This is a genomic window from Bifidobacterium canis (assembly GCF_009727065.1).
GTDB lineage: Bacteria > Actinomycetota > Actinomycetes > Actinomycetales > Bifidobacteriaceae > Bifidobacterium > Bifidobacterium canis.
The window spans coordinates 89,687-114,935 of the sequence record NZ_WNLP01000008.1 but is presented as its reverse complement, the minus strand read 5'-3'; the positions used below and the strand labels follow the sequence as shown (position 1 = coordinate 114,935).

Genomic DNA, 25,249 nt, shown 5'->3' with positions numbered 1-25,249 from the left:
TTGCTGATCTCAGGTGATGTCGCCTAATGAATATTGATCAAATCTGGACTCCATGAATCTAGGCAACAGTGGAGGAGATTCAGTCAGCGCCTGAAATCCCAGCGTATTGTAGCATGTGCCCATCACCGTATCGGTATATAGACATGCATGTTTATGCAATGTACTGTATATTTGGTACAGTGATGGGCACATGCATATGATGCATACCAATATGCGGTAGGAGATGACATGCCGAAATACTCTGTAGCCGTTGCAGGAGCGACGGGATATGCGGGCGGAGAGATGTTGAGAATACTCGCCACGCATCCGAATTTCGAAGTCACGACAGTGGCCGGGCATTCTTCCGTGGGGCATCGGCTCGGTGAATATCAGCCGCATATTCCACAGTTTGCCGACATGATTGTCGAAGATGCGACGCCAGACGTGCTCAACGGCCACGATGTGATCGTGCTCGCATTGCCGCATGGAGCCTCAGGCGCATTGGCGCAACAACTCGATGTAAACGCAACCGTGGTCGACCTTGGAGCCGACCACCGACTGGAAGACGCGAACGCTTGGAACGAGTATTACGGCGGAGACTTCTACGAGCACTGGACGTACGGCATGCCCGAATTGATTCGCGGAATCGACAGCGATAATCAATATGTGTGGCAACGTGCGGAACTCCCCGGTACGAAGCGCATTGCGGCACCGGGATGCAACGTGACGGCCACGACGCTGGCAATGCAGCCAGCCATCGCCCAGCAGCTCATCGACCCACGCACCATTGTGGCAGATCTCGCCGTCGGCTATTCCGGGGCGGGGAAAAGTCTCAAACGCATGAATCTGCTCGCATCAGAAGCGTTCGGATCGGCAACCCCATACTCGGTGGGTGGCACGCATCGTCATATTCCCGAGATTCTGCAGAACTTCGCACATGCGGCAGGATTGGACGTTTCGCAAACCTCCCGCTTCGCACTCGCCTTCACGCCGATTCTCGTGCCGATGGCACGCGGAATCCTCGCCAGTGTGAGCGCAAAACTCACACCGGCCGCACTCGAATTGAGTGACGAGCAGATTCACGACATCTGGGTCGAAGCCTATGCACAGCAGGAGTTCATCATGGTGCTGCCTGGCGGTGTCATGCCTGCGACGCAGAACGTGCTCGGCTCGAATGCGGCGCATGTGCAGGTGGCCGTCGACCGTCATTCCGGCACACTGCACGCGTTCGCGGCCATAGACAATCTCAACCGAGGAACGGCGGGGCAGGCGACGGAATCGTTGAACCTCGCGTTCGGATTGAATGACGCAACTGGATTGAGCAAGATTGGAGTGGCACCGTGAGTGTGACGTTCGCAAAAGGATTCGAAGCTGCCGGCGTTGCCGCCGGAATCTCCTCGGTGGAAGGCAAACAAGACGTCGCACTCGTCGTCAACAACGGTCCGCTGAATGCTGCGGCAGGCGTATTCACCATGAACCGTTTCTGCGCGGCACCGGTGCAATGGTCGCGTAAAGCGGTGGCGGATGGCGAGCTCAAAGCGGTTATTCTCAATTCAGGCGGCGCCAATGCCTGCACAGGGGATGCCGGCTACCAGCAAAGCGAGAAAACGGCACAAACCGTTGCATTCATGATGCATGTCGAACCGGAGGAAGTGGCCGTCTGCTCAACCGGCTTGATCGGTGAACTACTGCCGTTGAACAAAGTAGTCGAAGGTGCACAACGCGCATTCGACGCGTTGAACTCCAATGCACAGGCCGGAGACGACGCGGCACATGCGATCATGACCACCGACACGAAGCCGAAAATGGTGAGCCGTTTGGGATCCAATGGCTTCCGCATCGGCGGCATGGTCAAAGGTTCGGGCATGATCGCACCACAGCTCGCCACGATGCTGTGCGTGATCACCACCGACGCGGTGGTGAGCGCCGGGCAGCTTCAAGCCGCGCTGAATGCCGGAGTCGAGATGAGCTTCAACCGCATCGACGTCGATGGATGCATGTCGACCAACGACACCGTGTTGTTGCTGGCATCCGGTGCATCGGGCATCACACCGGATCCTGACGAATTCAACGGCTTGGTCGCCGATTGCTGCGCCAGCCTCGCAAGGCAGATCATCGGTGATGGCGAAGGCTCCAGCCACGATATTCGCATCACGGTCAGCGGCGCTACAAGCGAAGACGCGGCCTTGGCCTGCGCACGCGCGGTTGCTGCCTCGAACCTGCTTAAATGCGCCATCAGCGGCAACGACCCGAATTGGGGGCGTGTCGTCAGTTCACTGGGCACGGTTCCAGCCGATGTCGCTCCCTACGATCCCAATGACGTGTCGGTGACGATCAACGGCGTGTGCATCTGCAAGAACGGCGCTCCGGATCATGATCGCAGCGAGGTAGACATGACGTTGCGTGAAATCGACATCGACATCGATCTCGGCGCAGGAGCAAGTGAAGCCCGCGTATGGACCGACGATCTGACACATGAATACGTTCACATCAATGCTGACTATGAAAGCTGAGTGAAATGACAACTCCATTACGTGGCCCCGGATACCATTTCGATGTGCATACGGATCTGCGCCCCGACCAGAAGGCCGAAGTGCTGATCGAAGCACTCCCATGGTTGGAAGAGTTCTCGGGGAAGACCGTCGTCATCAAATACGGTGGCAATGCCATGGTCAACGACCACCTCAAGGAATGCTTCGCTGAAGACATGGTGTTCCTACGGCAGGTTGGCATTCATCCGGTCGTGGTGCATGGCGGAGGTCCTCAGATCTCGCAGATGCTCAAGGCTCTCGGCATTCACTCGGAGTTCAAGGGCGGTTTGCGTGTCACCACTCCTGAAGCCATGGATGTTGTGCGCATGGTGCTTACCGGCAAGGTCTCGCGTGAATTGGTCGGTCTCATCAATGCGTATGGCCCATTGGCCGTTGGCTTGTCGGGCGAGGATGCCGCGTTGTTCTCCGCAGCTCAGCGCAAACCGATTATCGACGGCAAACCGACCGACATCGGTCTGGTCGGTGACGTCGTTGGCGTCGACGCATCAGCCGTGGTCGACTTGATCAACGCAGGTCGCATTCCCGTCGTGTCATCCGTAGCACCTAACGAAGATGATGCCACGGAAGTGCTCAACGTGAATGCCGACTCCGCAGCCGCGGCGTTGGCGGCAGCCCTGAACGCGCACAAGCTTCTCATTCTCACGGATGTCGATGGCCTGTACGCTGATTGGCCTGATAAGGATTCATTGATCGGACGAATCGGCGTTGAAGATCTCCGGGATCTTCTTCCAGAACTCGAATCGGGTATGCGCCCGAAGATGGAGGCCTGCGTACGTGCGATCGACGGTGGCGTCAGGCAGGCGCACATCATTGACGGGCGCAAGCCACATTCCATTTTGAACGAGGTGTTCACCACGGCTGGCGTGGGAACGATGGTAATGCCGGGTGAAGGTATGGAACTAAGGAGCTCATATGACGGCAGAGACTGATAACGAACCATTGGAAGTCGACGACGAGTTGATCGACGAATATGAAGACGTGCACATGCACGTCTTCGGCACGCCGTTGCGTGTGCTCGACCACGGTCAGGGCACGCATGTGTGGGACGTCGACGGCAACGAATACCTCGATTTTCTCGCAGGCATCGCCGTCAATTCGATCGGCTACGCCCACCCGAAATGGGTTGAGGCCGTCGCTCGACAGGCAGGTCAGGCGGCCCATGTGAGCAACTACTTCGCCACACGCCCGCAGATCGAACTCGCCCGCAAACTCATCGAACTGGCCGGCGCCCCGGAAGGATCACACGTTTATTTCGGCAACTCCGGTGCCGAAGCCAATGAAGCGGCTCTGAAACTTGCGAAGCTGTATGGCAGGACGCTCAACTCGAGCAAACCGTACCGCATCATCGCATTGGAACACGGTTTCCATGGCCGCACAATGGGAGCGTTGTCGGCCACCTGGAAGCCGGTCATCCGTGAGCCGTTCGAACCATTGGTGCCGAATTTCGAATTCGTGCCGGCTAACAACATCGAGGCGATGCGCGCCACATTCGAAGATGAGGGCAAGGGTCCCGTGGCGGCGGTCATCATGGAACTCATCCAAGGCGAGGCCGGTGTGCTGCCATTGAACGTGGATTTCGTGCAAGGTGTGCGTGAGCTGTGCACCGAGCACCATGCCAAGCTCATCATCGACGAGGTCCAAACGGGCATCGGCCGCACCGGCACGTGGTTCGCGTTCCAGCGTGAGGATCTTGGTGGAGTCACCCCTGACATGGTGACCTTCGCCAAGGGCGTCGCCGGCGGTTTCCCGATGGGTGGCATGATCGCTTTCGGAGAAGAGCTTTCGGCGTTGTTCTCACCGGGAACACACGGATCGACATTCGCGGGCAACCCACTTGGTGCAGCCGCAGGACTTGCCACCATCGGCGTCATCGAAGATGAGGGACTGTTGAAGAACACCCAAGAAAGAGGCGAGCAGTTGCGCAACGGAATCCGAGAATGCGGCAACCCGCTGTTCGAGCAGGTTCGCGGTCGCGGACTCCTCAACGCCATCGTGCTTACGCATCCATGCGCACATGCGGCGATGGAATGGGCACTCGCCCACGGTCTCATCGTCAACGCAGTAGCCCCCAATGCACTGCGCCTGGCGCCACCGCTGGTCGTCACCGAGCAAGATATCGATCAGGCCGTGCGCATTCTCGCTCAGATTCCATCGAATCTGAGCGATGACTGAACAGTTCAAAACAGCAAACAGCACAATCTCAACGAGAGCATAACGACACAAGTAAGGAAGTGTGAAATGGGTGAGCTACGCCATATGCTGCGTGACGATGACGTCAATCACGAGGAGCAGAAGCAGATTCTCGAACTGGGCATGAAGTTCCGTGAAAACCGCTTCTACCACCAGCCATTCGCAGGACCGCAGGGCGTTGCGGTGATCTTCGACAAGCCAAGCACCCGCACACGCTCCAGCTTCTCCATCGGCGTTGCGGAGCTGGGCGGCTACCCACTTGTCATCGACAAGTCCGGCTCTCAACTCGGTCGCGGCGAACCGGTGAGCGACACCGCCGAAGTACTCACGCGCATGGCATATGCGATCGTGTGGCGCACATTCGAACAGGAAAGGGTCGAAGAAATGGCGCGAGTGGCCACCGTTCCGGTCGTCAACGCGTTGACCGACGAATTCCACCCATGCCAGGTACTCGCGGATTTCCTCACCCTCGCACAGTTCAAAGGCGGTGTCGATAATCTCGAGAACCTGAAAATCGCCTATGTAGGCGATGCTGCGAACAACATGTCGAATTCATATCTGCTCGCCGGCGCGGTCGCAGGCATGGATGTGCGTGTGGCTGGCCCCAACGGTTTCCTGCCCGATACCAACATCGTGGAAGATGCCGAAGCCGTTGCTGAGACGACCGGTGGAAAGATCACCGTCACCGTTGATCCGGAAGAAGCGGTCGATGGCGTGGACTGCATCTTCACCGACACCTGGGTGTCGATGGGTGAGGAAGCTGAATACGCGATCCGTTCCAAACCGTTCTGGCCATATCAGGTCAATGCGAATCTGATGGGATTGGCGAAGCCGGACGCGCTGTTCCAGCATTGCCTTCCTGCATACCGTGGCAAAGAGGTCACCGCCGACATCATCGACGGCCCGCAGTCCGTGGTTTGGGATGAGGCCGAGAACCGCCTGCATGCGCAGAAGGCGTTGCTCACCTGGCTCATCGGCCAGCAGCGTGGCGATGAAAGCCTGATGCACTGATGAGTGACATGAGCGAAGACCGTGTGACGCCATCCTCGCAGACATCCAGCGGTGTGGCGCGACCGAGTACACGTGCGGCACGATTGCAGATGGTGCGCCAACTGCTCGCCGAGAATGTGGTGACATCGCAGGCGCAGCTTTCCGAATTGCTCGCACGCGAGGGGTTCCCCGTGACGCAGGCGACGATGAGCCGCGATCTCGACGAGGTGAACGCCGCAAAGACGCGCATGCCAGACGGCACGATCGCCTACGCGGTCGCCGATCAGGTGCCGTTGTCGAACACCACCGATGGAGGTTCCGAAGCCAGGGGGGAGCAGCAGCTGTCGAAAGTGCTCACCGGACTGGTCGTATCTGTGGCGCACGCATCCAATTTCGTCGTGGTGCACACGCCATCCGGTGCCGCCCAATATGTTGCGAGTGTCATCGATACTCGGACCATAGACGGTGTGCTCGGCACGATCGCCGGCGACGATACGATTCTGATCATCTGCTCCGATGACGACACCGCGGTGTTCCGCTCGCAATGGTTGCTGAAGATCTCTTCGCGCGCCTGACTTTTTCGTTTGACCCTTATATACGGTGGCCGCAAAACGCAAACCTTGCGGCCACCGTATATATAGGGTCAATTGCATACGTGGCGGGATGAAACATCACGTGAAAGCTTCCCGCGTGTCGAAATGTGAATATATATACATACTTGTGTATATAGTGTGTATATTATAACTTGAACATACACGATTGAAAGGCTTGCGATGAGCGATAAGAACCGTATTGTGCTGGCATATTCCGGCGGCCTCGACACCTCTGTGGCCATTCCATACCTCAAAGATCGCACCGGCAAAGACGTGGTTGCTGTTTCGCTCGATGTCGGTCAGGGCGGCGAGAGTCTGGAGACGATCAAGGCACGTGCTCTGGCTTGCGGTGCGGTCGAAGCATACATCGTCGACGCGCGAGACGAATTCGCCAACGAATACTGCATGCAGGCACTCAAAGCCAATGCGATGTATGAGGGCGTCTACCCGCTGGTCTCCGCCATCTCACGTCCGCTGATCACGAAGCATCTCGTGCGTGCCGCCCACCAGTTCGGCGCCGACACGATCGCGCACGGTTGCACCGGCAAGGGCAACGATCAGGTTCGTTTCGAGGTTTCCATCCAGTCGATCGACCCGGAACTCAAGGCGATCAGCCCGATCCGCGACCTTTCGTTGACCCGCGACGTTGAAATCGCCTACGCGAACGAGCATGACCTGCCGATCGTGCAAACCGAGAAGAGCCCGTTCTCCATCGATCAGAACGTGTGGGGACGTGCCATCGAAACCGGCTTCCTCGAGGATCCGTGGAACGGCCCGACCAAGGATTGCTATTCGTACACCGACGATCCCGACTTCCCGCCCGTCGAAGATGAGGTCGTCATTGAATTCAAGCAGGGCGTACCCGTCAAGATCGACGGACGAGACGTCACGCCGCTGCAGGCCATCGAAGAGATGAACCGTCGTGCAGGCGCGCAGGGCATCGGCCGTGTCGACCTGATCGAAGATCGTCTCGTCGGCATCAAGTCTCGTGAACTCTACGAGGCGCCGGGCGCCATCGCACTGATCACCGCGCATCAGGAACTGGAGAACATGTGCCTGGAGCGTGAACAGCACCGCATCAAGCGCGACATCGACAAGCGTTGGGCCGAACTCGTCTACGATGCGCAATGGTTCTCCCCGGCGGTCAAGTCGCTCAACGCATTCATCAACGACACCCAGCAATACGTCTCCGGTGAGATTCGCATGATCATGCACGGCGGGCGTGCCGTCGTCGTCGGCCGTCGCTCCGACAGCTCGCTCTATGACTACAATCTGGCGACCTATGAATCGGGTGACTCGTTCGATCAGGGTGCATCCAACGGCTTCATCGAGATCTACGGCCTGCCCACCAAGGTCGCTGCTGCTCGCGACGTGAAGTTCGGCAACGGCATCGAAGTTCCGAACAACACCGTAGAATAGGCAGCAGATAGGAACAGATAGTCTGTGGCATGGAATGAAGGAGGCGTCAACACGCCTCCTTCATTCGCTTAACGGGGCCACACCTCAGCCGCGAACGCGAGCCGATGGCCGCGAAAGAGAGGACAGCATGACTGACGAACAGCAGCATCAAGGCGAAGAGCATCTGGCATTGTGGGGAGGTCGATTCTCATCCGGCCCATCGCCGGAACTCGCCCGACTCAGCAAATCGACGCAGTTCGATTGGCGACTTGCCGATGACGACATCGCAGGATCACGAGCCCATGCGCGTGCCCTTGGTCGAGCAGGGCTGCTGACCGCTGACGAACTGCAGCGCATGGAAGCTGCTCTCGACGAACTGCAGCGTCGCGTGGACTCCGGAGAGTTCACACCCATCGAAGACGATGAAGACGAAGCCACCGCATTGGAACGTGGCCTATTGGAGATCGCCGGCGACGAGCTGGGCGGTAAGCTGCGCGCAGGCCGTTCGCGCAACGACCAGATCGCCACGCTGATCCGCATGTGGATGCGCCGCCATGCACGCGTGGTGGCCAATCAGTTGCTGAACCTAGCCGACGCACTGCTCGTGCAGGCGAAGGAAGCCGGACACACCGTGATGCCCGGTCGCACGCATATGCAGCACGCCCAACCGGTGTTGCTCGCGCACCAGCTCATGGCTCACGTCTGGCCGCTGCTGCGCGATGTCGAACGATTGAGGGACTGGGACAAGCGCGTGGATGCCAGCCCATATGGCTCCGGTGCGCTTGCAGGCAATACACTTGGTCTGGAGCCGGTCGCCGTGGCACGCGAGCTCGGGTTCACGAACGTCACCGAGAATTCGATCGACGGCACAGCCAGTCGCGATCTCGTCGCTGAATTCTCGTTCATCATGGCCATGGCAGGAGTTGACATCTCCCGTCTTTCCGAAGAGATCATCATCTGGAACACGCAGGAATTCGGTTTCGTTCGCCTCGATGACGCATATTCGACCGGTTCCTCGATCATGCCGCAGAAGAAGAACCCCGACATCGCGGAGCTGGCTCGCGGTAAAGCAGGTCGTCTCATCGGCGATCTGACCGGACTGCTCGCCACGCTCAAAGGACTTCCGACGGCATATGCGCGTGACCTGCAAGAAGACAAGGAGGCGGTGTTCGACCAGGTTGACACGCTCGAGGTTCTTCTGCCCGCGTTCACCGGCATGATTCGCACGATGACGTTCAACACGGAGCGACTTGAACAGCAGGCTCCCACCGGTTTCGCCCTTGCCACCGACATCGCTGAATGGTTGGTGAAGAACGGCGTTCCATTCCGCCATGCACATGAACTCTCGGGAGCATGCGTGAAGGCTGCGGAAAGCCGTGGCGTTGAGCTCTGGGATCTGACCGACGACGATTTCATCGAGATTTTCCGTGGCTTCGTCGAACCGGATGTCGCCGTCAATGTGCGCGAAGTGCTATCGACTGAAGGTTCGGTCGCCGCACGCGCAGGCAAGGGAGGCACGGCGCCGAACCGCGTACGCGAACAGATCATGAGCGCGAAAACGCTGATCGAACAGTTGCGTTCCGTATTCCAGGCCAAGAGCGATGGCATCGCCTACAAAGCACCGGGTTCGCTCAGCAAGGACTGAGCAGGGGCTTTACGATGCTCAACGATGATCGGATCAGATCGATAGTCGAACATTTCGGCGCGGACATTCTCTCGCATGAACATATGCAGATAGAGAAACGCGCGTTGCAACACGGCAGTGTGACCACTTTCGAACACTCGGTTCTTGTGGCATGCATGAGTGTGCGCATCGCGGATCGCTTACGCCTATGGGAGCATGTGAATCTGCGCGCACTCGTGCGTGCCGCATTGCTGCATGATTATTTTCTGTATGACTGGCACGAATACGACGGTGGCACGCACCGACTGCATGGTTTCCGACATCCATACACGGCGGAGCGCAATGCGCGCGCCGACTTTGAGCTCGACGACATCGTTTCGAACAGCATTCGTACGCATATGTTCCCATTGACGCCTATTCCGCCGAAATATTTGGAAGGCGCCATAGTCAACATCGCCGATACTGTGTGCGCGATCAAAGAGACGCTCGGCTCGAGAAACTAGAAAAACGCGGTTTTGTGTCGCCAATGTATGACACACTGAGACTGCCGCCGCGGCGGGCATATTCGATACACACGAGGAGATATTGGCATGGCTCACGTCATCGATTTCAAGGACGCCGGATTCGATTCCGTGCTCGATGAACTGGAATGGCGCGGCTTGATCTCTCAGTCCACAGATAGGGATCGGCTCGCGCAGACTTTGAGCGGAGATCCGATCTATTATTACTGCGGATTCGACCCCACGGCCCCATCGCTGCACATCGGCAATCTGGTGCAGCTCATCATCATGCGACACCTTCAGGAGGCCGGTCACCATCCGATCGCACTGGTCGGCGGAGCCACCGGTCTGATCGGCGACCCGCGCCAATCCGGAGAACGCATCCTCAACCCCAAAGACGTGGTGGAACAGTGGTGCGAACGCCTGCGCATCCAAATCGGTGACATTCTCGTGCAAGAGGGCGAAAATCCGGTCACATTCGTTTCGAACTACGACTGGACCGCAACGATGAACGTACTCGACTTCCTGCGCGACGTCGGCAAGAATTTCCGAGTCGGTACGATGATCTCCAAAGACATCGTGGCTCGCCGCCTCAACTCCGAGGAAGGCATTTCGTTCACCGAATTCAGCTATCAGGTGCTGCAAGGCAACGACTACCTGCATCTGTATGACCACTTCAACTGCGTGCTCGAATTGGGTGGCTCGGATCAGTGGGGCAACCTGACTTCCGGACTCGACCTGATTCACAAGGTGCGCGGCGTCAACGTGAACGTGATGGCAAGCCCCATCATCACCGATGCCAATGGCAAGAAGTTCGGCAAATCCGAAGGCAACGCCGTGTGGCTCGACCCCAACATGCTGTCCGTCTACAAGTTCTACCAGTTCTGGCTCAATCGCCCTGATGTGGAGATGGCAAGCCTGCTCAAGGCGTTCACGTTCCTGCCGAAGGCCGAGATCGAACGACTGATCGATGCCACCGACACAAATCCAGGTGCTCGCGAGGCGCAGAGAGTGCTCGCATGGGAGGTCACGAGCCTCGTGCACGGTGACGACGCCACACGCAAGGCGATCGATGCCTCGGCATCGTTGTTCGGTCGTGGCGGCGAATTGGCTGATATCGACATCGATACGCTTGAAGCCGCTCTTGACGGGCTCAAAATAGAAGACGAGAACGGCAACAAGGTGTTCGCAGTCGCCGTTCCGGGCGACCGCATCAGCGAGGCGGGCGTTCGTGCGGGACTCTTCAAATCCATTTCCGAAGCTCGTAAGACCATCAAATCCGGTGGCGTGTATATCAACAACATCCGAGTTGAAGACGACGAACAGTTGTTGGCGGATCCGGACTTCCTCAAAGGGCGTTTCGTGGTGCTGCGCCGTGGCAAGAAGGCCCTTGGCGCTCTCGTTCGCGGCTGATTCAAGCAGTAGCGAAGCAACACCCTTGACGGGAACATATCCAGTAGACTAGAAACAGTACAGATAAGGCGGGCTTCGGCCCGCCTCTTAATTGCGAGGTTAACATGGCAGACGAACGGGCATCCCATCGTAACAATGGTTCATCACGTGGTCGCTCCTACGGTTCAAGCCGCGGCGGCAACGGTAACGGCAGAAACGGACGATCGGGTTCCGGATTCCGCGGACATGGCAACGGCGGCGGATTCCACCGTTCAGGCAACTCCTCCTCACGTCGCTACAATTCCCATAACCGCGATGATCGCGGATACCGTCATGAAGGCGATGGCGAGTATCGCAGGAGCGGTGACGGCGAACGTCGTTTCCGCGACAACGATCATCGCCGCGACTTCCACCGTGACAACGATCGTCGCGGTAACGGTGGCTTCCATCACAACGGCGATCGCCGTAACAACGGTGAGCGCCGTGGATTCCGCCACGATGACGATCGCCGTGACTACCGTCGCAGGGACGACCGTCAGGATCGCGGATATCGTCGTAACGATGATCGCCGAGACCGCGACTACCGCGATGACCGTCGCAACAATCGAGATGATCGTCGTGACTTCAATCGCGGCAACCATCGTGACGATGATCGTCGTGATTTCAAGCGTGATAACAGGCGTAATGATGATCGCCGTGATTTCAAGCGCAATGATCGCCACGGCAATGGAGGCAATCCCAGGTATCGCCGTGATGACCGTAATGACGATCGTCGCGATTTCAACCGTGAGGAGCGTCAGGCATACCGTGATCGCAAGCGCGACGAATACATGTCGAAGTCTCGCAAGAACTCCGATGGCACGGTCAGCTTCCCCTCGCAGAACCCGTATGAGCGTTTGCGCCCCGGCGAGCCGAAGCTGCCGAAGGGCCTCGAATGGAGCATGCTGAGCAAAGACGAGCGTGAACGTCTGCGTGGCCTGTCGAAGGAGCATGCCGAGAACATCGGCCTGCATATTCTGGCCGCCTACACTTTGGAGGCCAATGATCCGCAGGCGGCGCTGGCTCACGCGCAATGGGCCGCGAAGCAGGCATCCCGCGTCGATATCGCTCGCGAAACACTGGCTATGGTCGCGTATCGTCAAGGCGACTACAAGCTTGCTCTGCGCGAATTCCAGACCGCATTCCGTATGAACGGGTATCTGGACTATCTGCCGTTCATGGCGGATTGCGAACGTGGCCTCGGCAAGCCGAAGAAAGCCATTGAATTGTGCTTGTCTGACAACGCCAAGCAGCTGACCGGTGAAGCGAAGGCGGAGATGTTCCTCGTCTATGCCGGCGCATTGGCCGACCTTAAACTGTGGGATCAGGCCATCGAGGTCGTGTCGAAACTCGTGCATGCCAAAGGATTGGCCGGCGAATATCGTATGCGTGCGGCCCAAGCGGAGCAATACTTCCTTGAGGAGGCCGGACGCAGCGATGACGCAGTCGCCATGGATGAGCTCATCGACGATCTGGAAGACAGGTATGCGGATGCCGACGAAGACGAGACGAGCGACGATTTCGTCGTCGACTACGACGTCGAAGATCTTCCGGAAGACCTGCAGGCCAAACTCGGTGTGACGCCCGATGACGCCCAGTATGCGCCGTTTGACGGCGAAGATGGCGTCAACATGGACGACGAGACGCGCATTCCAGAGGAAGAGCAGCGTTCCGGTGCCGAGATGGATATCGAGCCAGCGCAGATGGAGGAACGCAACACCCGTCGTGATGAAGAAGGCGAGATGGGTGATCCCGATCTGACCGATGCAGCGAATGACGTCGACGAAGAAGATGCGCAGATCGGAGACAGCGAAGAGGAAATCGAAGACGAAACGGAGTGACCAAGTGACGTTGCGCAAAGCCGCCGAACAAACTTTGAGCGAGCAATACGCTCTGGCTCTTCTCGACCTCGATGGCGTCGTCTATCGAGGCAAGGATCCGGTGGCTTTCGCCTCTTCAAGCATCATGCAGGCGCAACGGCTCGGCATGACGATCGAATACACCACGAACAATTCATCTCGCATGCAGAGCGTAGTCGCCGACCAGCTGCGTGGTTTTGGCCTTGACGTGGAACCATGGCAGATCATCACCTCGTCCGTAGTGGCGGCACGCATGGTGGCACGCCATGTGCCTGAAGGCGCTGCGGTACTCGTCGTGGGTGCCGAGCATCTGCGTGACGAGGTGTCGAAGCAATCCTTGGTGCCGGTCGACTATGCGAGCGATCATCCGGTTGCCGTCATCCAAGGATGGTTCCCGCAAATGACGTGGGAGCAAATGGCACAGGCTGCCTATGCCGTGGAAGACGGCGCACAGTATTTCGTGACGAACAGGGATCTGACCATTCCACGTGAGGCCGGCATCGCTCCCGGATGCGGTTCGATGATCCAGGCGGTCATCAATGCGACTGGCGTGCAGCCAATCGCTTCTGCTGGCAAACCCGAATCGGCGATGTATGACGAAGCCAGACTGCTGGCCGCGCATGGTGAACGCGAACCCATTGCCAAAGAGCAATGCCTGGCGATCGGCGACCGTCTCGACACCGACATCGAGGCGGGCAACCGTGGCGGCTATGACTCCTTGGCCGTTCTCACCGGCGTGACCAATCCGACCGAGCTCATGTGTGCGCCGGCGCATCTGCGTCCGACTTACATCACGCCGGATCTGCGCGGATTGAACGAACCATATCCGCAGGTTCTCGTCACCGGCGAGTCTGCAACATGTGGTGATGCTTGGGCTCGTTTCAACGAATCCGCGGTCATCGTCAACGATTCCACCGACATCAACGCATTGCGCGCGGCCTGCGCATTGTGCTGGCATCTGATCGACGCCGGCACCGATATCGGCTCCATTGGCCTGCCGGACTTCACCATCACCAGCAGATAAAAGATCGCTTGCATATGGCTGACACAACTCTTGCGATGAATGACCGCGATGATGCCCAGCCGTTCGGCACATACGTCTATAAGGATGCGCGTGCCGAACGGCTCGACGTTGTAGTCGGAACGTTGGCGGAGATGACACGTTCCAAAGCGCAACGGCTCATTCGGGAAGGCAACGTGCAGGTCAACGGCACGCCAGCGACGAAACCATCCATGAAAGTGGTGCCCGGTTCACGAATCCAAGTGCTGCACTTAGGCGACGAATATGTGTCACGAGGCGCATACAAGCTCATCGGCGCATTCGATGCGTTCGCAGATCACGGTCTTGGGGAACCACATGGATTGGACTGCCTTGATATAGGGGCTTCGACCGGAGGCTTCTGCGAAGTGCTGCTGCGCAGGGGAGCGGCACATGTGATCGCTCTCGACGTTGGGCACGGCCAATTGGATCCGCGGATCGCGCAAGATCCTCGCATCATCGAAATGAGCGGCGTCAATATTCGCGACGTACATTCCGAAGATCTGCCATACGCACCCCAGATGATCGTCTCGGATGTCTCATTCATCTCGCTGACCTATGTGCTGCCGGTTATCGCACGCATCGCAGCGCACGACGCGCAGATAGTGCTATTGGTCAAACCACAGTTCGAAGTGGGGCGCACCAATCTGGGTAAGCATGGCATCGTCACAGACCCACAATTGAGGGAACAGGCGTTGCGCACGGTCATCGATTCCGCTACGGAACAGGGATTGCACGTTGTCGCACATGCGCCTTCACCGATCGAAGGCATGCACGGCAACCACGAGTATCTGCTCTATTTGCGTAGCTGAACCATACGTCAGCCGCGAATGAAGTGGTCTATCTGATCCTGCTTGCCCAGAATAATAAATTCATCGTTGCGACGAAGAGGAAGATCGTTCGACGCGTATTGGAATTCATGACCGGGAGATTTGACGCCGACGATGGTCACGCCATAACGGTCGTGGATTTTGGCTTCGCCGATCGTATAGCCGACGAATTGCGGGGGAGTGTGGATCTTGACGACGCTGTATGCGCCTTCCAGTTCGATGTAGTCCAGGTAGTTGCCCGACACAAGATGCCCGACGCGTTTACCTGCGTCGGTTTCCGCGTTGATGATGTGTCGTGCGCCGATGCGCTGAAGAATGCGGGCATGCTCCTTCGACACCGATTTCGCCCAGATGTCGGAGATGCCGGCATCCAATAGGTTGCCGGCGGTGATGACGGACGCTTCGACGCTGTCGCCGATCGCCACGACCGCGATATCGAAGTCGGAGGCGTTCAACTGTTCGATCGCGAGCACATCGGTCATGTCGGCCTGCACGGTGGGGATCTGGGACGACCAGCGGTTCACCAGTTCGGGATCCTTGTCGACGGCGAGCACATCCTGCCCCAATGCATCCAATGTGGTGGCGACGGCGCTACCGAATCGTCCCAGACCGACGACCAGCACGCTACGACTCTCAGGCATGACGTTTCCTTTCTTCCAACCATTCACTATAGCTGGGCATACGAAGATATTCCTCTTGTGAGGGGCAATGCATGGCACTTATCGTGCGTGACGGGAATGCGGTGACACTAGCCGACGACGATCTGGCCTTCCGGATAGCGAACGACCTCCACCTCCTTCGGACGGCTGACCGCATACGCCAACGTCATCGGGCCGAGCCTGCCGACCACCATCGCGGCGGCGAGAATATACAGTGACGCGGGATTGTCGGCATTGGCCACGCCCACCGTGTAGCCGCCCAAGCCGAATGCCGAGCATGTGTCGAACATCGCATGGCTGAATGACGAGTCGGTGACGAGCATCAATGCGATCGATGCTCCGAACACCAAGGCGATGCAGGAGGTGGTGATGCTGATGGCCGTCATGATCGCATGCGACGGGATGCGCTTGTGGAATGCGTTCACATCGGTGTGGCCGGTGAACGCCGCCTTGCACACCAGCAGGATGACCGCCAACGTGGTGACTCGGATGCCGCCGGCCGTTGAGGTGGAACCACCGCCGATGAACATGACGATGCTCATGAACACCTTGGTGCATTCCTTGACGTCAGGCACCCAGGAGAGATCGAAGCCGCTGCTTCGCGGCATGACCGCGGCGACCATGGCACGACGCATGCGCGTGTCGATGTCGCCGTCTTTGAACAGTCGGGGATTGTCCCACTCCACCGCCAGGAACCAGATCAGTGAGATGAGCACGATCGTGAACGTCATGATCAACGTGATCTTCGTATGCAACGACCAGTGTTTCGGGGACTTGTGGGCACGTGCCGTGCGGAAGATGTTGAGAATGACGGGAAAGCCGAGCGTGCCGCAGAACGCGCTGACCAGAATAGGCATTCCAACGGCCCAATTGTTCACATACAATCCGGCGCCGTCAGGCGTGAACCCGCAGTTGTTGTATGACATGACGGCGAAGAACAGCGATTCCCACAGCGTTTTGCCGATATTGCCCTTGTTCACCGACCACAATCCGGGGAACAGCGAGATGAGCGTGATCGTCTCGATCGTGAACGTCGTCATCAACACCACATGCAGAACGCCGCGAATCTCACTGAGCTTATTGGTGCCCAATTCGCTTGCGGCAAGCAGTCGTTGCATGGCTTTGAGATGGTGATTGACTGCCAACGCGATCAACGACGCGCAAGTCATGACGCCCAAGCCGCCGAGCTGCACGCAGAAGATGAGCACCACCTGCCCGAACATCGTCCAATGCTCGGTGGTGTTGACCACTGATATGCCGCAGGTAGACAATGCTGAGACCGCCGTGAAGAATGCCGTGGAAAACGATGACTTCTGGCCCTGTTGCGTGGAGATCGGCAAGCTCAGCAGCGTCGTCGATATCGTGATCAACGCCAGAAAATAGATGATTGTGAGTCGACCCGGATGCGAATTGAGACGATAGGTCAATGATCGACGTTGCGGAGTGCGTTCCTCGAAAGCGCTTTTTCGAACGTGTCTCCGGAAAACCACCAACCGTATCCGCGCGAAGACTCCGCGTTGGAAGTCGATTCGTCGAAGAGGAGATTGGCCATGCGTCCTCCTGCCCGAATAGATCTCCCTGCACTTCGCACAGCCATGCGAAGCATTGCACTATGCCATTGTAGAAATAAGACCGACTTTTAGCCAGATACTGCGGCATACCGCATCGTAGTGTGGGACGGCGTTGCCCACGGCGTGTGGTCTCGGGGAGCGTCGAGGCTTGTGCATCGGCTAAGATGGAGCCGAAAACCTACGGAAGAGGTGATGATGGCCAAATCCCGGCATGTTGTGGTGGTCACCCATAAGAGACTGCGAGAAAGCGGCAACATCGTGCAGAACACGTTGCTGCAGTTGGAGCGAGCCGGCTTCGACGTGACCCTGATCGACACGAACAACATTCCGGATTTCGGCACACTGCCGCCAAGCGTCGACGAGAACACCGAAATAGTGGTTGTGCTCGGAGGCGATGGCACCATTTTGCGCGCCGCGGAACTCGTGCACTGCACCGACGTGCCGATCATCGGCATCAATATGGGGCATGTGGGTTTTCTGGCGGAGTTCGAAAGCTTCCAACTCGAAGAGGCCATCAGAAGAATCTGTGAACGCGACTACCTGATCGATGAGCGCATGGTGGCGCATGTAGACGTATGGCTGCCGGGGCAGGAGGAACCTCTGCGCGATTGGGCGCTGAACGACATCACGATCGAACGTGCCGACCGTGGAAAATGGTCGAATTGAGCATCGGTGTCGACGGGGCCGCAATGAGTTCATTCGGCTGTGATGGCGTGATCGTTTCGACGCCCACAGGCTCCACCGCATACGCATTCTCGGCGGGCGGCCCGATCGTCTGGCCGAATGTGCAGGCGCTGCTCATGGTGCCGTTGGCTGCACACGCGTTGTTCGCCAGGCCGATCGTCATCGGGTCGACGTCAACATTGCAATTCACGATCCATGAGGACTCCACGTCAGGTGGCTGGATCTGCTGCGACGGCCGACGCCAGCGCGGGCTGCCGAAGGGAACCCGCGTCGAAATCCGCCAATCCGCCAGCAGCCTCAAACTGGCACGCCTCTCCGACGTACCGTTTACGAACCGCCTGGTGACGAAATTCAACCTCCCGGTGGAAGGATGGCGTGACCATTCGGCGAATGCGTCGGGCATTCGCGAACCTCGATGGGACGCGGATCCGAGAGGGACTTCGCTGAAAGGTCAAGGCGACGAAGAAGACGACGACCAGTAGTCGAACAAATGTTCTACTGGGTGGTATGATGGTGCCTTGGCAGCGGCCATAAGTCCGACCACGTCGTAATGGATGGTGAACATGCTTGAAGAGCTCGAACTGCGAGATCTGGGTCCCATTGAAACCGCGACCATCGATCCAGCGCCGTCGATGACCGCCATAACGGGTGAGACAGGTGCGGGCAAGTCGATGCTGCTCAATGCACTCCGTATGATCTCCGGTGCGCCCGCCGATACGCGCCGTGTCGCCCCGGGGGCCAGTCAAGCATGGGCGCAAGGCATTTTTCTGATCGACGCGCAAGGCACATTGAAAACCATGCTCGACGATGCGGGGATTGACGTCGACGACGACGAATTGTTCCTGTCTCGCACGATTCCAGCGCGTGGACGCTCCCGCGCCGTGCTGAGCGGGAAGACGGTGCCTCGCGCCGTGCAAGCAGATATCGCCGCACAGCTGGTGACCATTCACGGGCAGGCGGACCAGTTGCGTCTCGCCTCGACAGCCCGTCAGCGCGCGTTCCTCGACAGGTATGCGCGTAACGGCGACCTACGAGCAACATTCGCGAAAGCATACAACGAATACGAAAACGTCTGCGAGCGGCTGCACAAGCTCAATTCGCAGGAAGCCTCGATGAGGCAGCAAGCCGACTACCTGAAAGACTCGATCGAACGCATCAATCGCGTCAACCCGAAAGAGGGGGAGCTGGATGAGCTTCTGGAACGTCGCGATCGCATCGAACACGCCACGCAGATCGCGTCCGGCGTGGAACGCGCGCTCGCCGATCTGGATCCTTCTCAATTCGAGGAGGCATCGGAAAGCGTGGGTGTGACGCAGCTCATCGCCAATGCGGCGCAGGCCTTGCGCTCGATTCAGACGTCCGGCACCTTCGCACAGTTGGCCGATCGTCTGGATGCCGCCAGCGCAGACATCGACGACATCGTGTTCTCATTGTCTCGCCAACTGGACGAAGACGTGCAGTCAGGCGACCTCGATGTGATCAATGAGCGCATCCATGAGCTCAACGAGTTGACGGGGCGCTGGGGGCCAAAGCTGTCGGATGTGATCGCCTGGCGGGATCAGGCGATGATTGACGTCGAAGATCTCGACGCGTCACCGGAACAGGTGCGCAAACTCGAAGAGGAACGCGATGCGCGTCATCGTGAGACGTTGACCGCCGCACGAGACCTGTCGAAAAGCCGTGCACGTGCGGCGAGATCCCTGTGCAAGCGTGTGAAAAGCGAGCTTGCGCAATTGGCGATGGCCGGCGCGCAGCTTGACATCGTGGTGAACGAACGTCAGGGTGATGACGCGTTGGACTCCACCGGAGTGGATACCATTGAATTCCTGTTCACACCGTTCCCCGGCTCGCAGCCGTTGCCGATGGGCACGAGCGCATCCGGTGGCGAATTGAGTCGTTTGATGCTCGCATTGGAATTGTGTGCTTCAGACGTGCCGGTGCAATCTGCTGCGTCCGATCACGGCCAGTCAGATGAACGACGTCAGAGGATGACGTTCATCTTCGATGAGGTGGATGCCGGTGTGGGAGGCAAAGCGGCAGTGGAGCTTGGTCGCCGTCTTGCGCAGCTTGCGCAGCATGAGCAGGTCATCGTCGTCACACATCTGCCGCAAGTCGCGTCTTGGGCATCCCGACAGTACGTGGTTGGCAAGGAGACGCAGGGGAATTCCACGCACACCAGTGTGCATGAGGTCAGTGGTGACGATCGCGTGCGTGAGATAGCGCGCATGCTCGCAGGCAGCGAATCCGAAACCTCCCTCGACCATGCGCGGGAGCTCCTTGAACAATCAGTGCTAGAACAGGAGCCATGAGCACTATGGGCATCAACAGCGGTAAAGCGGCGATCTTCGACCTTGACGGTACGCTACTGGACTCCATGGGCGTATGGGATCAAGTCGATCTCGAGTTTCTGGGCAGACGTGGATTCGACGTGCCGGACGACTACATGCAGAAGGTGTCTGCCATGCAGTTCCGTGACATCGCGCGCTACACGATTCGCCGATTCGACCTTGATGAAAGCGTGGACGATCTTCTGCGCGAGTGGAATGATCTCGCATTCGAAGCATACATCACGACGGTGGAGGCCAAGCCCGGTGCGAAGCAATATCTGCGTGAACTGCGCGACAGCGGCGCGAAGCTGGCAGTGGTGACCTCGATGCTGCCGACACTCAGAGAGCCGGCGTTACGGCACGTGGGCATGTTCGATGACTTCGATCTCATCATCGGCACCGGCGAGCATGGGCAGGGAGGCAAAGACACTCCGGGCATCTTCCTGTATGCGGCGAACAAGCTCGGCGTGGAACCGAAGCATTGCACGGTGTTCGAAGACCTGCTTGTCGCCATACGCTCAGCGAAACAGGCGGGAATGCAGGCGTGGGGAGTGCAAGACGACTCTTCGGCCATGCAATGGGAGCAGATTTGCGAAACCGCCGATGGAGTGCTGCTTGACTTCGCGCAGGCTCCGCGCGAACTCGCATAATGCATTGTTCTCATCGGCGCCAAGAAACGTGTTTTCGAAATAAAAGTGGCGGGGTGATCTCAATATTGAGATCACCCCGCCACTTTGCATATATGCAACTCAGAGTTTGTCTGCGCACTCCTCGACATACTGATTCATGCCGGGCACCTCCACGCAGTCACGGAAACGCACTTCGGCGTTCTCCAGATCGCGCAGCATCGGAGGAATCGGCGTGCCGCTCTTACGAGACAGCTCATCCATGCATTCGAAATCAGTGCCATCGGAGTCGAGCCCCAACGCCTCATTGACCACGCGCGGGAACTTGTATGGGCTGGCGGTAGACAGCAGCACGCGAGGAACCTGCGGGTCGGCGGGCATCTGCTGCATCACGAAGTAACCGCACGCGGTGTGCGGATCAATCACATAGTGATTGTTGTTCCAGCAGTCGGCGATCATCTCGCGCACCTGATCCTCGTCGGCCCAGCCGGTGGCGAATACCTTGCGAATCTCACGCAGCAGTTCCGGCGGCACCTCGTACGCGCCCCACTCATTGAGATCGTTCATCAAATACGTGATCATGCGAGGATCACGCTCGCTCATGTAATACAGCATGCGTTCCAAATTCGACGAGATGAGAATATCCATCGACGGGGAGATCGTCTCATAGAACGGGCGCTGACGGTTGTATGTGCCGGTGGTGAGGAAGTCGAACAGCACGTTGTTCTTATCGGAGGCGACGACCAGCTGGCGAACCGGCAGACCGAGCATCTTCGCATAATATCCGGCGAGCACGTCGCCGAAATTACCGGTGGGCACCACGAAATCAACAGGATCACCGACGTTGATGACCTGCTGCTCGAGCAGCTGCGCGTATGCGGAGAAATAATAGACGACCTGCGGAACCAAGCGCCCCACGTTGATCGAGTTCGCGGAAGACAGGCGAACCTTATGCTCGCGTTGCAGACGTTCGGCGAGATCCTTATCGGCGAAGATCTCCTTGACCGCGGACTGCGCATCGTCGAAATTGCCCTCCACCGCGCACACGTGCACGTTGGAACCCTTCTGCGTGGTCATCTGCAGCTCCTGCACGCGGGAGACACGACCCTGCGGGTAGAACACGGTGATGCCGGTGCCGGGAGCGTCGGCGAATCCGGCGAGCGCGGCCTTGCCGGTGTCTCCGGACGTGGCGGTCACGATCATGATCTTCTCGCCGTCGCCGTCCTCCTCGTTCGTCCGTGCCATCAGGCGGGGCAGGATCTGCAACGCCACGTCTTTGAACGCGCACGTCGGACCGTTGAACAATTCCATGACGAAATCGCTGCCCAGCGGCTTGACCGGGGTGATGCGCTCGTCGCTCCACTGCGAGCCGTACGCTTCATCGATGCACTGCTTGAGCTCTTCCTCGGAATAATCGTCGAGCAGAACGGAGAGCACACGAAGCGCGATCTGCTGGTAGGTCTTGCCCGCAAGGTCGGCGATATCTATTTTCGTCTCACCGAGCGAATCGGTGACGAACAGGCCGCCGTCGTCGGCGATGCCCTTGCGGATTGCCTGCTTCGAGGTCAACTCCTCATTGCTGCTGCGTGTGCTATGGAAAGTGCTCATGGCGATTTTGCGTCCCTTCGACCGATAGACGAGATACAACGGCCAGTATAGAAGTACGTGTGGGCGCGGTGCCCGGTGATGTCCGCTCAATGGGATATCGGCATGCGCGCTGTATAGAACATCAATTATTCTGCAAGTATGACGAATTCAGATCTGCAGCAGAGCGATATCGACGTTCGCGAACAAGTCAACGAGCTGGCGGACGCCGCGTCACGCGCGCAACGAGATTTGGCGCACGCGACCACCGATGTGAAGAACAGCCTGTTGGTGGCGATCGCCGACGCATTGGACACCCGTGCCGACGAAATAGCAGGAGCGAACGCGCTCGACATGGAGCAGGCGTTCGACGAGGGGCTGTCGGAGGGCAAACTCGATCGTTTGAAATTCGATGTGCCGCGCATCGCAGCCTCCGCGCAAGACATGCGCAAGGTCGCTTCGTTGCCGGATCCGGTCGGACAGGTGGTTCGTGGATTCGAAACCACGAACGGGTTGCGCATCCAGCAGGTTCGCGTGCCGATGGGAGTGATCGGCATGATCTACGAGGCGAGGCCGAACGTCACCGTCGACGTGATCTCGTTGTGCATCAAATCCGGCAATGCGGCGATTCTGCGAGGAGGCCATGAGGCTGCGCGCACCAATGCCGCCACTCTCGCCATCGTCAAAGACACATTGAAGGAACTTGGATTCGACGGCGCGCTGATCGGTTCGGTGGATCAGTTCGGGCGTGCCGGAGCCACCGCCATGATGGAGGCTCGTGGCCACATCGATCTGCTGGTGCCGCGTGGCAGCGCCCGACTCATCAAATCGGTCGTCGAGAACTCCAAGGTGCCGGTCATCGAAACCGGTGCGGGCAACGTGCACATCTACGTCGATGAGAGTGCCGACCTCGACAAGGCGATCCCGATCATCATCAATTCGAAGACGCAACGCGTCGGCACATGCAATTCTGCTGAGAAGCTGATCGTGCATCGTTCCATCGCGGAACAGTTCCTGCCGAAGGTCGCTCAGGCTCTCGCACAGGCGCAGGTCGTGCTGCATGCCGACGAGATCTCCTACCGCATCATCAAAGACGCCGACATCGAAGACATCCAGCTGCTGCAGGCGGATGACGCCGATTGGGGAATCGAATACCTGGCGCTCGAAATGGGCGTGCTCGTCGTCGATTCCGTCGATGAGGCGATCGAACACATCAACGAGTATTCGACCCACCACACCGAATCGATTCTTTCGCAGGACTATTCGAACATCGAATGGTTCACGCAGGGCATCGACTCCGCGGTCGTCATGGTCAACGCCTCCACACGCTTCACCGACGGCGGTGTGTTCGGTTTCGGTGCTGAGCTGGGCATTTCGACCCAGAAGCTGCATGCAAGGGGGCCGATGGGACTCATTGAAATGACGACCACGAAGTGGGTGGCCTACGGCAACGGGCAGGTGAGGGCATGAGCGACGAAATGAAAGCCGGCGACGCCGCCGAACAGCAGGCGCACACGCATGTCGTCGACGAGACTCGCAACCTCAACCCATGGGGACTGAATCTCGATGATCCGTTTCTGGCGCTGAAAGTGACCGCCGAACGGCTGAGTCTTGTCCGTTACGTGTTCGTCGTGCAGATCGAAGATGGCATAGCCACCGCCGAGCAACGAGCATCGTTGGAATACGCGGATGCTGTGCTGATCGGATGGCCTGACGAGCACGCCAAGGAATTGGTCACGCCCACGAAGGAAGAGCTTGAAACTATCGACGCGCAGATCAGACTCATGGAAGACTACATCGGCAAATTCCGCGTGATGGAGCAGGACGGCGACATCGATGCGATGACCGACACACTGATTCGCATCACCGAACGCGTCGCCCACGTGCGTAGCATCTACCAGCCGCAGTTCCTGCTGCCGACCTTCGCGGAGATCCGCAGGGTCGTTCAAGACGAATGGGACGAAGACATGGGCAAGATCGACTCCGACACCGTGATGAACGATGACGGTGAGAGCGGCTTGGCCAAAGACGTTCAGCAGGCCGCGAAAGCAGCCGATGAAGCGGAACGCAGCGAGGAAAAACGCAGCGAGGAACATCAATGAGTCAAGCGACTCCAGACCGCCGCATGGCGGAACTGTCGGCATACAGGGAGCGACAGGTGGAACTCGTGTCGCAGCATGGAAGAAGGTCCGCGAGGGGCAACTGGCATGCCCATGCGCGCATCGGCATCATGGGCGGCACGTTCGACCCGATCCACAACGGGCATCTCGTCGCGGCGTCGGAAGTCGCCTGGGTGTATGACCTCGACGAGGTCATCTTCGTACCCACCGGACGACCGGTGTTCAAACTCGACAAGCGCGTGACCAATGAGGAAGACCGGTATCTGATGACGGTCATCGCCACGGCGTCGAATCCGAAGTTCACCGTGTCGCGAGTCGACATCGACAGGCCCGGAGTCACCTACACCATCGACACACTGAGGGACATCCGCGCGCAATACCCGGAGGCGGAGCTGTTCTTCATCACCGGCGCCGACGCCGTGGCGGAGATCATGAAATGGAAGGACGCGAACAGCATGTTCGACATCGCCCATTTCGTGGCCGTCACCCGCCCTGGCTACTCGTCGAAAGTGCCGTTGCCGGAAGGAAAGGTCGACATGCTCGAGATTCCCGCATTGGCCATCTCGTCGACCGACGTGCGTGAACGCGCGCGCAACGGCGAGCCGGTATGGTACTTGGTGCCCGACGGCGTCGTGCAATATATCGGCAAACACGGCATCTACGACGAACAGTGAATGAGGGCGATTTCCCTCG

20 protein-coding genes and 2 pseudogenes are annotated in these 25,249 nt (G+C 58.4%); 19 read left to right on the top strand and 3 right to left on the bottom strand.

Going from position 1 to position 25,249, the window contains the following annotated elements; translation table 11 throughout:
• The first annotated feature begins 228 nt into the window (after positions 1–228).
• From argC to GSD1FS_RS07680, 13 genes are all read left to right on the top strand, one after another.
• Positions 229–1,323: an N-acetyl-gamma-glutamyl-phosphate reductase gene (argC, locus tag GSD1FS_RS07740; RefSeq protein WP_155589087.1), complete on the top strand. Its 1,095-nt coding sequence runs from the start codon at positions 229–231 to the stop codon at positions 1,321–1,323.
• Positions 1,320–2,492 carry a bifunctional glutamate N-acetyltransferase/amino-acid acetyltransferase ArgJ gene (gene argJ / locus GSD1FS_RS07735; RefSeq protein ID WP_343030257.1) on the top strand — a complete coding sequence of 391 codons (1,173 nt, stop codon included), beginning with the start codon at positions 1,320–1,322 and terminating at the stop codon, positions 2,490–2,492. Before argC ends, argJ begins: the two co-directional genes overlap by 4 nt.
• 5 nt (positions 2,493–2,497) lie before the next feature.
• A complete protein-coding gene (gene argB / locus GSD1FS_RS07730) occupies positions 2,498–3,460 on the top strand; it encodes an acetylglutamate kinase (protein ID WP_155589086.1) in 963 nt (320 codons plus the stop codon).
• Positions 3,444–4,703 (top strand): acetylornithine transaminase, encoded by a 1,260-nt coding sequence (locus GSD1FS_RS07725; RefSeq protein WP_155589085.1) that lies wholly within the window; start codon positions 3,444–3,446, stop codon positions 4,701–4,703. The genes argB and GSD1FS_RS07725 overlap by 17 nt, the downstream gene beginning before the upstream one ends.
• Positions 4,704–4,769: 66 nt before the next feature.
• A complete protein-coding gene (gene argF, locus GSD1FS_RS07720) occupies positions 4,770–5,732 on the top strand; it encodes an ornithine carbamoyltransferase (RefSeq protein ID WP_155589084.1) in 963 nt (320 codons plus the stop codon).
• A gap of 8 nt (positions 5,733–5,740) precedes the next feature.
• Positions 5,741–6,286: an arginine repressor gene (gene argR, locus GSD1FS_RS07715; protein ID WP_155589083.1), complete on the top strand. Its 546-nt coding sequence runs from the start codon at positions 5,741–5,743 to the stop codon at positions 6,284–6,286.
• A 198-nt stretch (positions 6,287–6,484) separates the two neighbouring features.
• Positions 6,485–7,723, top strand: coding sequence for an argininosuccinate synthase (locus GSD1FS_RS07710; RefSeq protein ID WP_155589082.1), 1,239 nt, complete (start codon positions 6,485–6,487; stop codon positions 7,721–7,723).
• 127 nt (positions 7,724–7,850) lie between these two features.
• Complete coding sequence (gene argH / locus GSD1FS_RS07705) at positions 7,851–9,347, top strand: argininosuccinate lyase (RefSeq protein WP_155589081.1); 1,497 nt, start codon at positions 7,851–7,853, stop codon at positions 9,345–9,347.
• A gap of 14 nt (positions 9,348–9,361) precedes the next feature.
• Positions 9,362–9,829 (top strand): HD domain-containing protein, encoded by a 468-nt coding sequence (locus GSD1FS_RS07700; RefSeq protein ID WP_155589080.1) that lies wholly within the window; start codon positions 9,362–9,364, stop codon positions 9,827–9,829.
• Between the two features lie 87 nt (positions 9,830–9,916).
• The gene (gene tyrS / locus GSD1FS_RS07695) at positions 9,917–11,239 is read left to right on the top strand and encodes a tyrosine--tRNA ligase (protein ID WP_155589079.1); all 1,323 of its coding nucleotides are present in this window, start codon (positions 9,917–9,919) and stop codon (positions 11,237–11,239) included.
• A gap of 104 nt (positions 11,240–11,343) precedes the next feature.
• Positions 11,344–13,098 carry a helicase gene (locus tag GSD1FS_RS07690; RefSeq protein WP_155589078.1) on the top strand — a complete coding sequence of 585 codons (1,755 nt, stop codon included), beginning with the start codon at positions 11,344–11,346 and terminating at the stop codon, positions 13,096–13,098.
• A 4-nt stretch (positions 13,099–13,102) separates the two neighbouring features.
• Positions 13,103–14,140, top strand: coding sequence for an HAD-IIA family hydrolase (locus GSD1FS_RS07685; protein WP_343030260.1), 1,038 nt, complete (start codon positions 13,103–13,105; stop codon positions 14,138–14,140).
• Between the two features lie 35 nt (positions 14,141–14,175).
• Positions 14,176–14,967 carry a TlyA family RNA methyltransferase gene (locus tag GSD1FS_RS07680; RefSeq protein WP_155589102.1) on the top strand — a complete coding sequence of 264 codons (792 nt, stop codon included), beginning with the start codon at positions 14,176–14,178 and terminating at the stop codon, positions 14,965–14,967.
• A gap of 8 nt (positions 14,968–14,975) precedes the next feature.
• Here GSD1FS_RS07680 and GSD1FS_RS07675 read toward each other — a convergent pair whose 3' ends face one another.
• Positions 14,976–15,626, bottom strand: coding sequence for a potassium channel family protein (locus GSD1FS_RS07675; protein ID WP_155589077.1), 651 nt, complete (start codon positions 15,624–15,626; stop codon positions 14,976–14,978).
• A gap of 107 nt (positions 15,627–15,733) precedes the next feature.
• Positions 15,734–17,196, bottom strand: a pseudogene (locus GSD1FS_RS07670) (TrkH family potassium uptake protein).
• A 214-nt stretch (positions 17,197–17,410) separates the two neighbouring features.
• Here GSD1FS_RS07670 and GSD1FS_RS07665 point away from each other — a divergent pair.
• The 3 genes and pseudogenes from GSD1FS_RS07665 (at position 17,411) to GSD1FS_RS07655 (ending at position 20,876) form a co-directional block, all read left to right on the top strand.
• Positions 17,411–18,381: pseudogene (locus GSD1FS_RS07665) on the top strand (NAD kinase).
• A gap of 81 nt (positions 18,382–18,462) precedes the next feature.
• The gene (gene recN / locus GSD1FS_RS07660) at positions 18,463–20,208 is read left to right on the top strand and encodes a DNA repair protein RecN (protein WP_155589101.1); all 1,746 of its coding nucleotides are present in this window, start codon (positions 18,463–18,465) and stop codon (positions 20,206–20,208) included.
• 5 nt (positions 20,209–20,213) lie between these two features.
• Positions 20,214–20,876, top strand: coding sequence for an HAD family hydrolase (locus tag GSD1FS_RS07655; protein ID WP_155589100.1), 663 nt, complete (start codon positions 20,214–20,216; stop codon positions 20,874–20,876).
• A 99-nt stretch (positions 20,877–20,975) separates the two neighbouring features.
• On the opposite strand, the gene thrC is transcribed toward GSD1FS_RS07655, so the two are convergent.
• Positions 20,976–22,460 (bottom strand): threonine synthase, encoded by a 1,485-nt coding sequence (gene thrC, locus GSD1FS_RS07650; protein ID WP_155589076.1) that lies wholly within the window; start codon positions 22,458–22,460, stop codon positions 20,976–20,978.
• 138 nt (positions 22,461–22,598) lie between these two features.
• Here thrC and GSD1FS_RS07645 point away from each other — a divergent pair, with 138 nt between their 5' ends.
• From GSD1FS_RS07645 to nadD, 3 genes are read left to right on the top strand one after another with little or no spacing between them, the layout of a single operon-like run.
• Positions 22,599–23,906, top strand: a complete 1,308-nt coding sequence (locus tag GSD1FS_RS07645; RefSeq protein WP_155589075.1) for a glutamate-5-semialdehyde dehydrogenase — start codon at positions 22,599–22,601, stop codon at positions 23,904–23,906.
• Entirely contained in the window at positions 23,903–24,538 is a 636-nt protein-coding gene (locus GSD1FS_RS07640; protein ID WP_246166083.1) for a phosphoribosylglycinamide synthetase, read from the top strand. The genes GSD1FS_RS07645 and GSD1FS_RS07640 overlap by 4 nt, the downstream gene beginning before the upstream one ends.
• The gene (gene nadD, locus GSD1FS_RS07635) at positions 24,535–25,230 is read left to right on the top strand and encodes a nicotinate-nucleotide adenylyltransferase (protein ID WP_155589074.1); all 696 of its coding nucleotides are present in this window, start codon (positions 24,535–24,537) and stop codon (positions 25,228–25,230) included. Before GSD1FS_RS07640 ends, nadD begins: the two co-directional genes overlap by 4 nt.
• The last annotated feature ends 19 nt before the right edge of the window (positions 25,231–25,249 follow it).

Excerpts from the sequence above, each read along its gene's own strand:
- argC (WP_155589087.1), top strand. The coding sequence starts at position 229 with ATGCCGAAATACTCTGTAGCCGTTGCAGGAGCGACGGGATATGCGGGC.
- argB (WP_155589086.1), top strand. The coding sequence starts at position 2,498 with ATGACAACTCCATTACGTGGCCCCGGATACCATTTCGATGTGCATACG.
- GSD1FS_RS07725 (WP_155589085.1), top strand. The coding sequence starts at position 3,444 with ATGACGGCAGAGACTGATAACGAACCATTGGAAGTCGACGACGAGTTG.
- argF (WP_155589084.1), top strand. The coding sequence starts at position 4,770 with ATGGGTGAGCTACGCCATATGCTGCGTGACGATGACGTCAATCACGAG.
- argR (WP_155589083.1), top strand. The coding sequence starts at position 5,741 with ATGAGCGAAGACCGTGTGACGCCATCCTCGCAGACATCCAGCGGTGTG.
- GSD1FS_RS07710 (WP_155589082.1), top strand. The coding sequence starts at position 6,485 with ATGAGCGATAAGAACCGTATTGTGCTGGCATATTCCGGCGGCCTCGAC.
- argH (WP_155589081.1), top strand. The coding sequence starts at position 7,851 with ATGACTGACGAACAGCAGCATCAAGGCGAAGAGCATCTGGCATTGTGG.
- GSD1FS_RS07700 (WP_155589080.1), top strand. The coding sequence starts at position 9,362 with ATGCTCAACGATGATCGGATCAGATCGATAGTCGAACATTTCGGCGCG.
- tyrS (WP_155589079.1), top strand. The coding sequence starts at position 9,917 with ATGGCTCACGTCATCGATTTCAAGGACGCCGGATTCGATTCCGTGCTC.
- GSD1FS_RS07690 (WP_155589078.1), top strand. The coding sequence starts at position 11,344 with ATGGCAGACGAACGGGCATCCCATCGTAACAATGGTTCATCACGTGGT.
- GSD1FS_RS07680 (WP_155589102.1), top strand. The coding sequence starts at position 14,176 with ATGAATGACCGCGATGATGCCCAGCCGTTCGGCACATACGTCTATAAG.
- GSD1FS_RS07675 (WP_155589077.1), bottom strand. The coding sequence starts at position 15,626 with ATGCCTGAGAGTCGTAGCGTGCTGGTCGTCGGTCTGGGACGATTCGGT.
- recN (WP_155589101.1), top strand. The coding sequence starts at position 18,463 with ATGCTTGAAGAGCTCGAACTGCGAGATCTGGGTCCCATTGAAACCGCG.
- GSD1FS_RS07655 (WP_155589100.1), top strand. The coding sequence starts at position 20,214 with ATGGGCATCAACAGCGGTAAAGCGGCGATCTTCGACCTTGACGGTACG.
- thrC (WP_155589076.1), bottom strand. The coding sequence starts at position 22,460 with ATGAGCACTTTCCATAGCACACGCAGCAGCAATGAGGAGTTGACCTCG.
- GSD1FS_RS07645 (WP_155589075.1), top strand. The coding sequence starts at position 22,599 with ATGACGAATTCAGATCTGCAGCAGAGCGATATCGACGTTCGCGAACAA.
- GSD1FS_RS07640 (WP_246166083.1), top strand. The coding sequence starts at position 23,903 with ATGAGCGACGAAATGAAAGCCGGCGACGCCGCCGAACAGCAGGCGCAC.
- nadD (WP_155589074.1), top strand. The coding sequence starts at position 24,535 with ATGAGTCAAGCGACTCCAGACCGCCGCATGGCGGAACTGTCGGCATAC.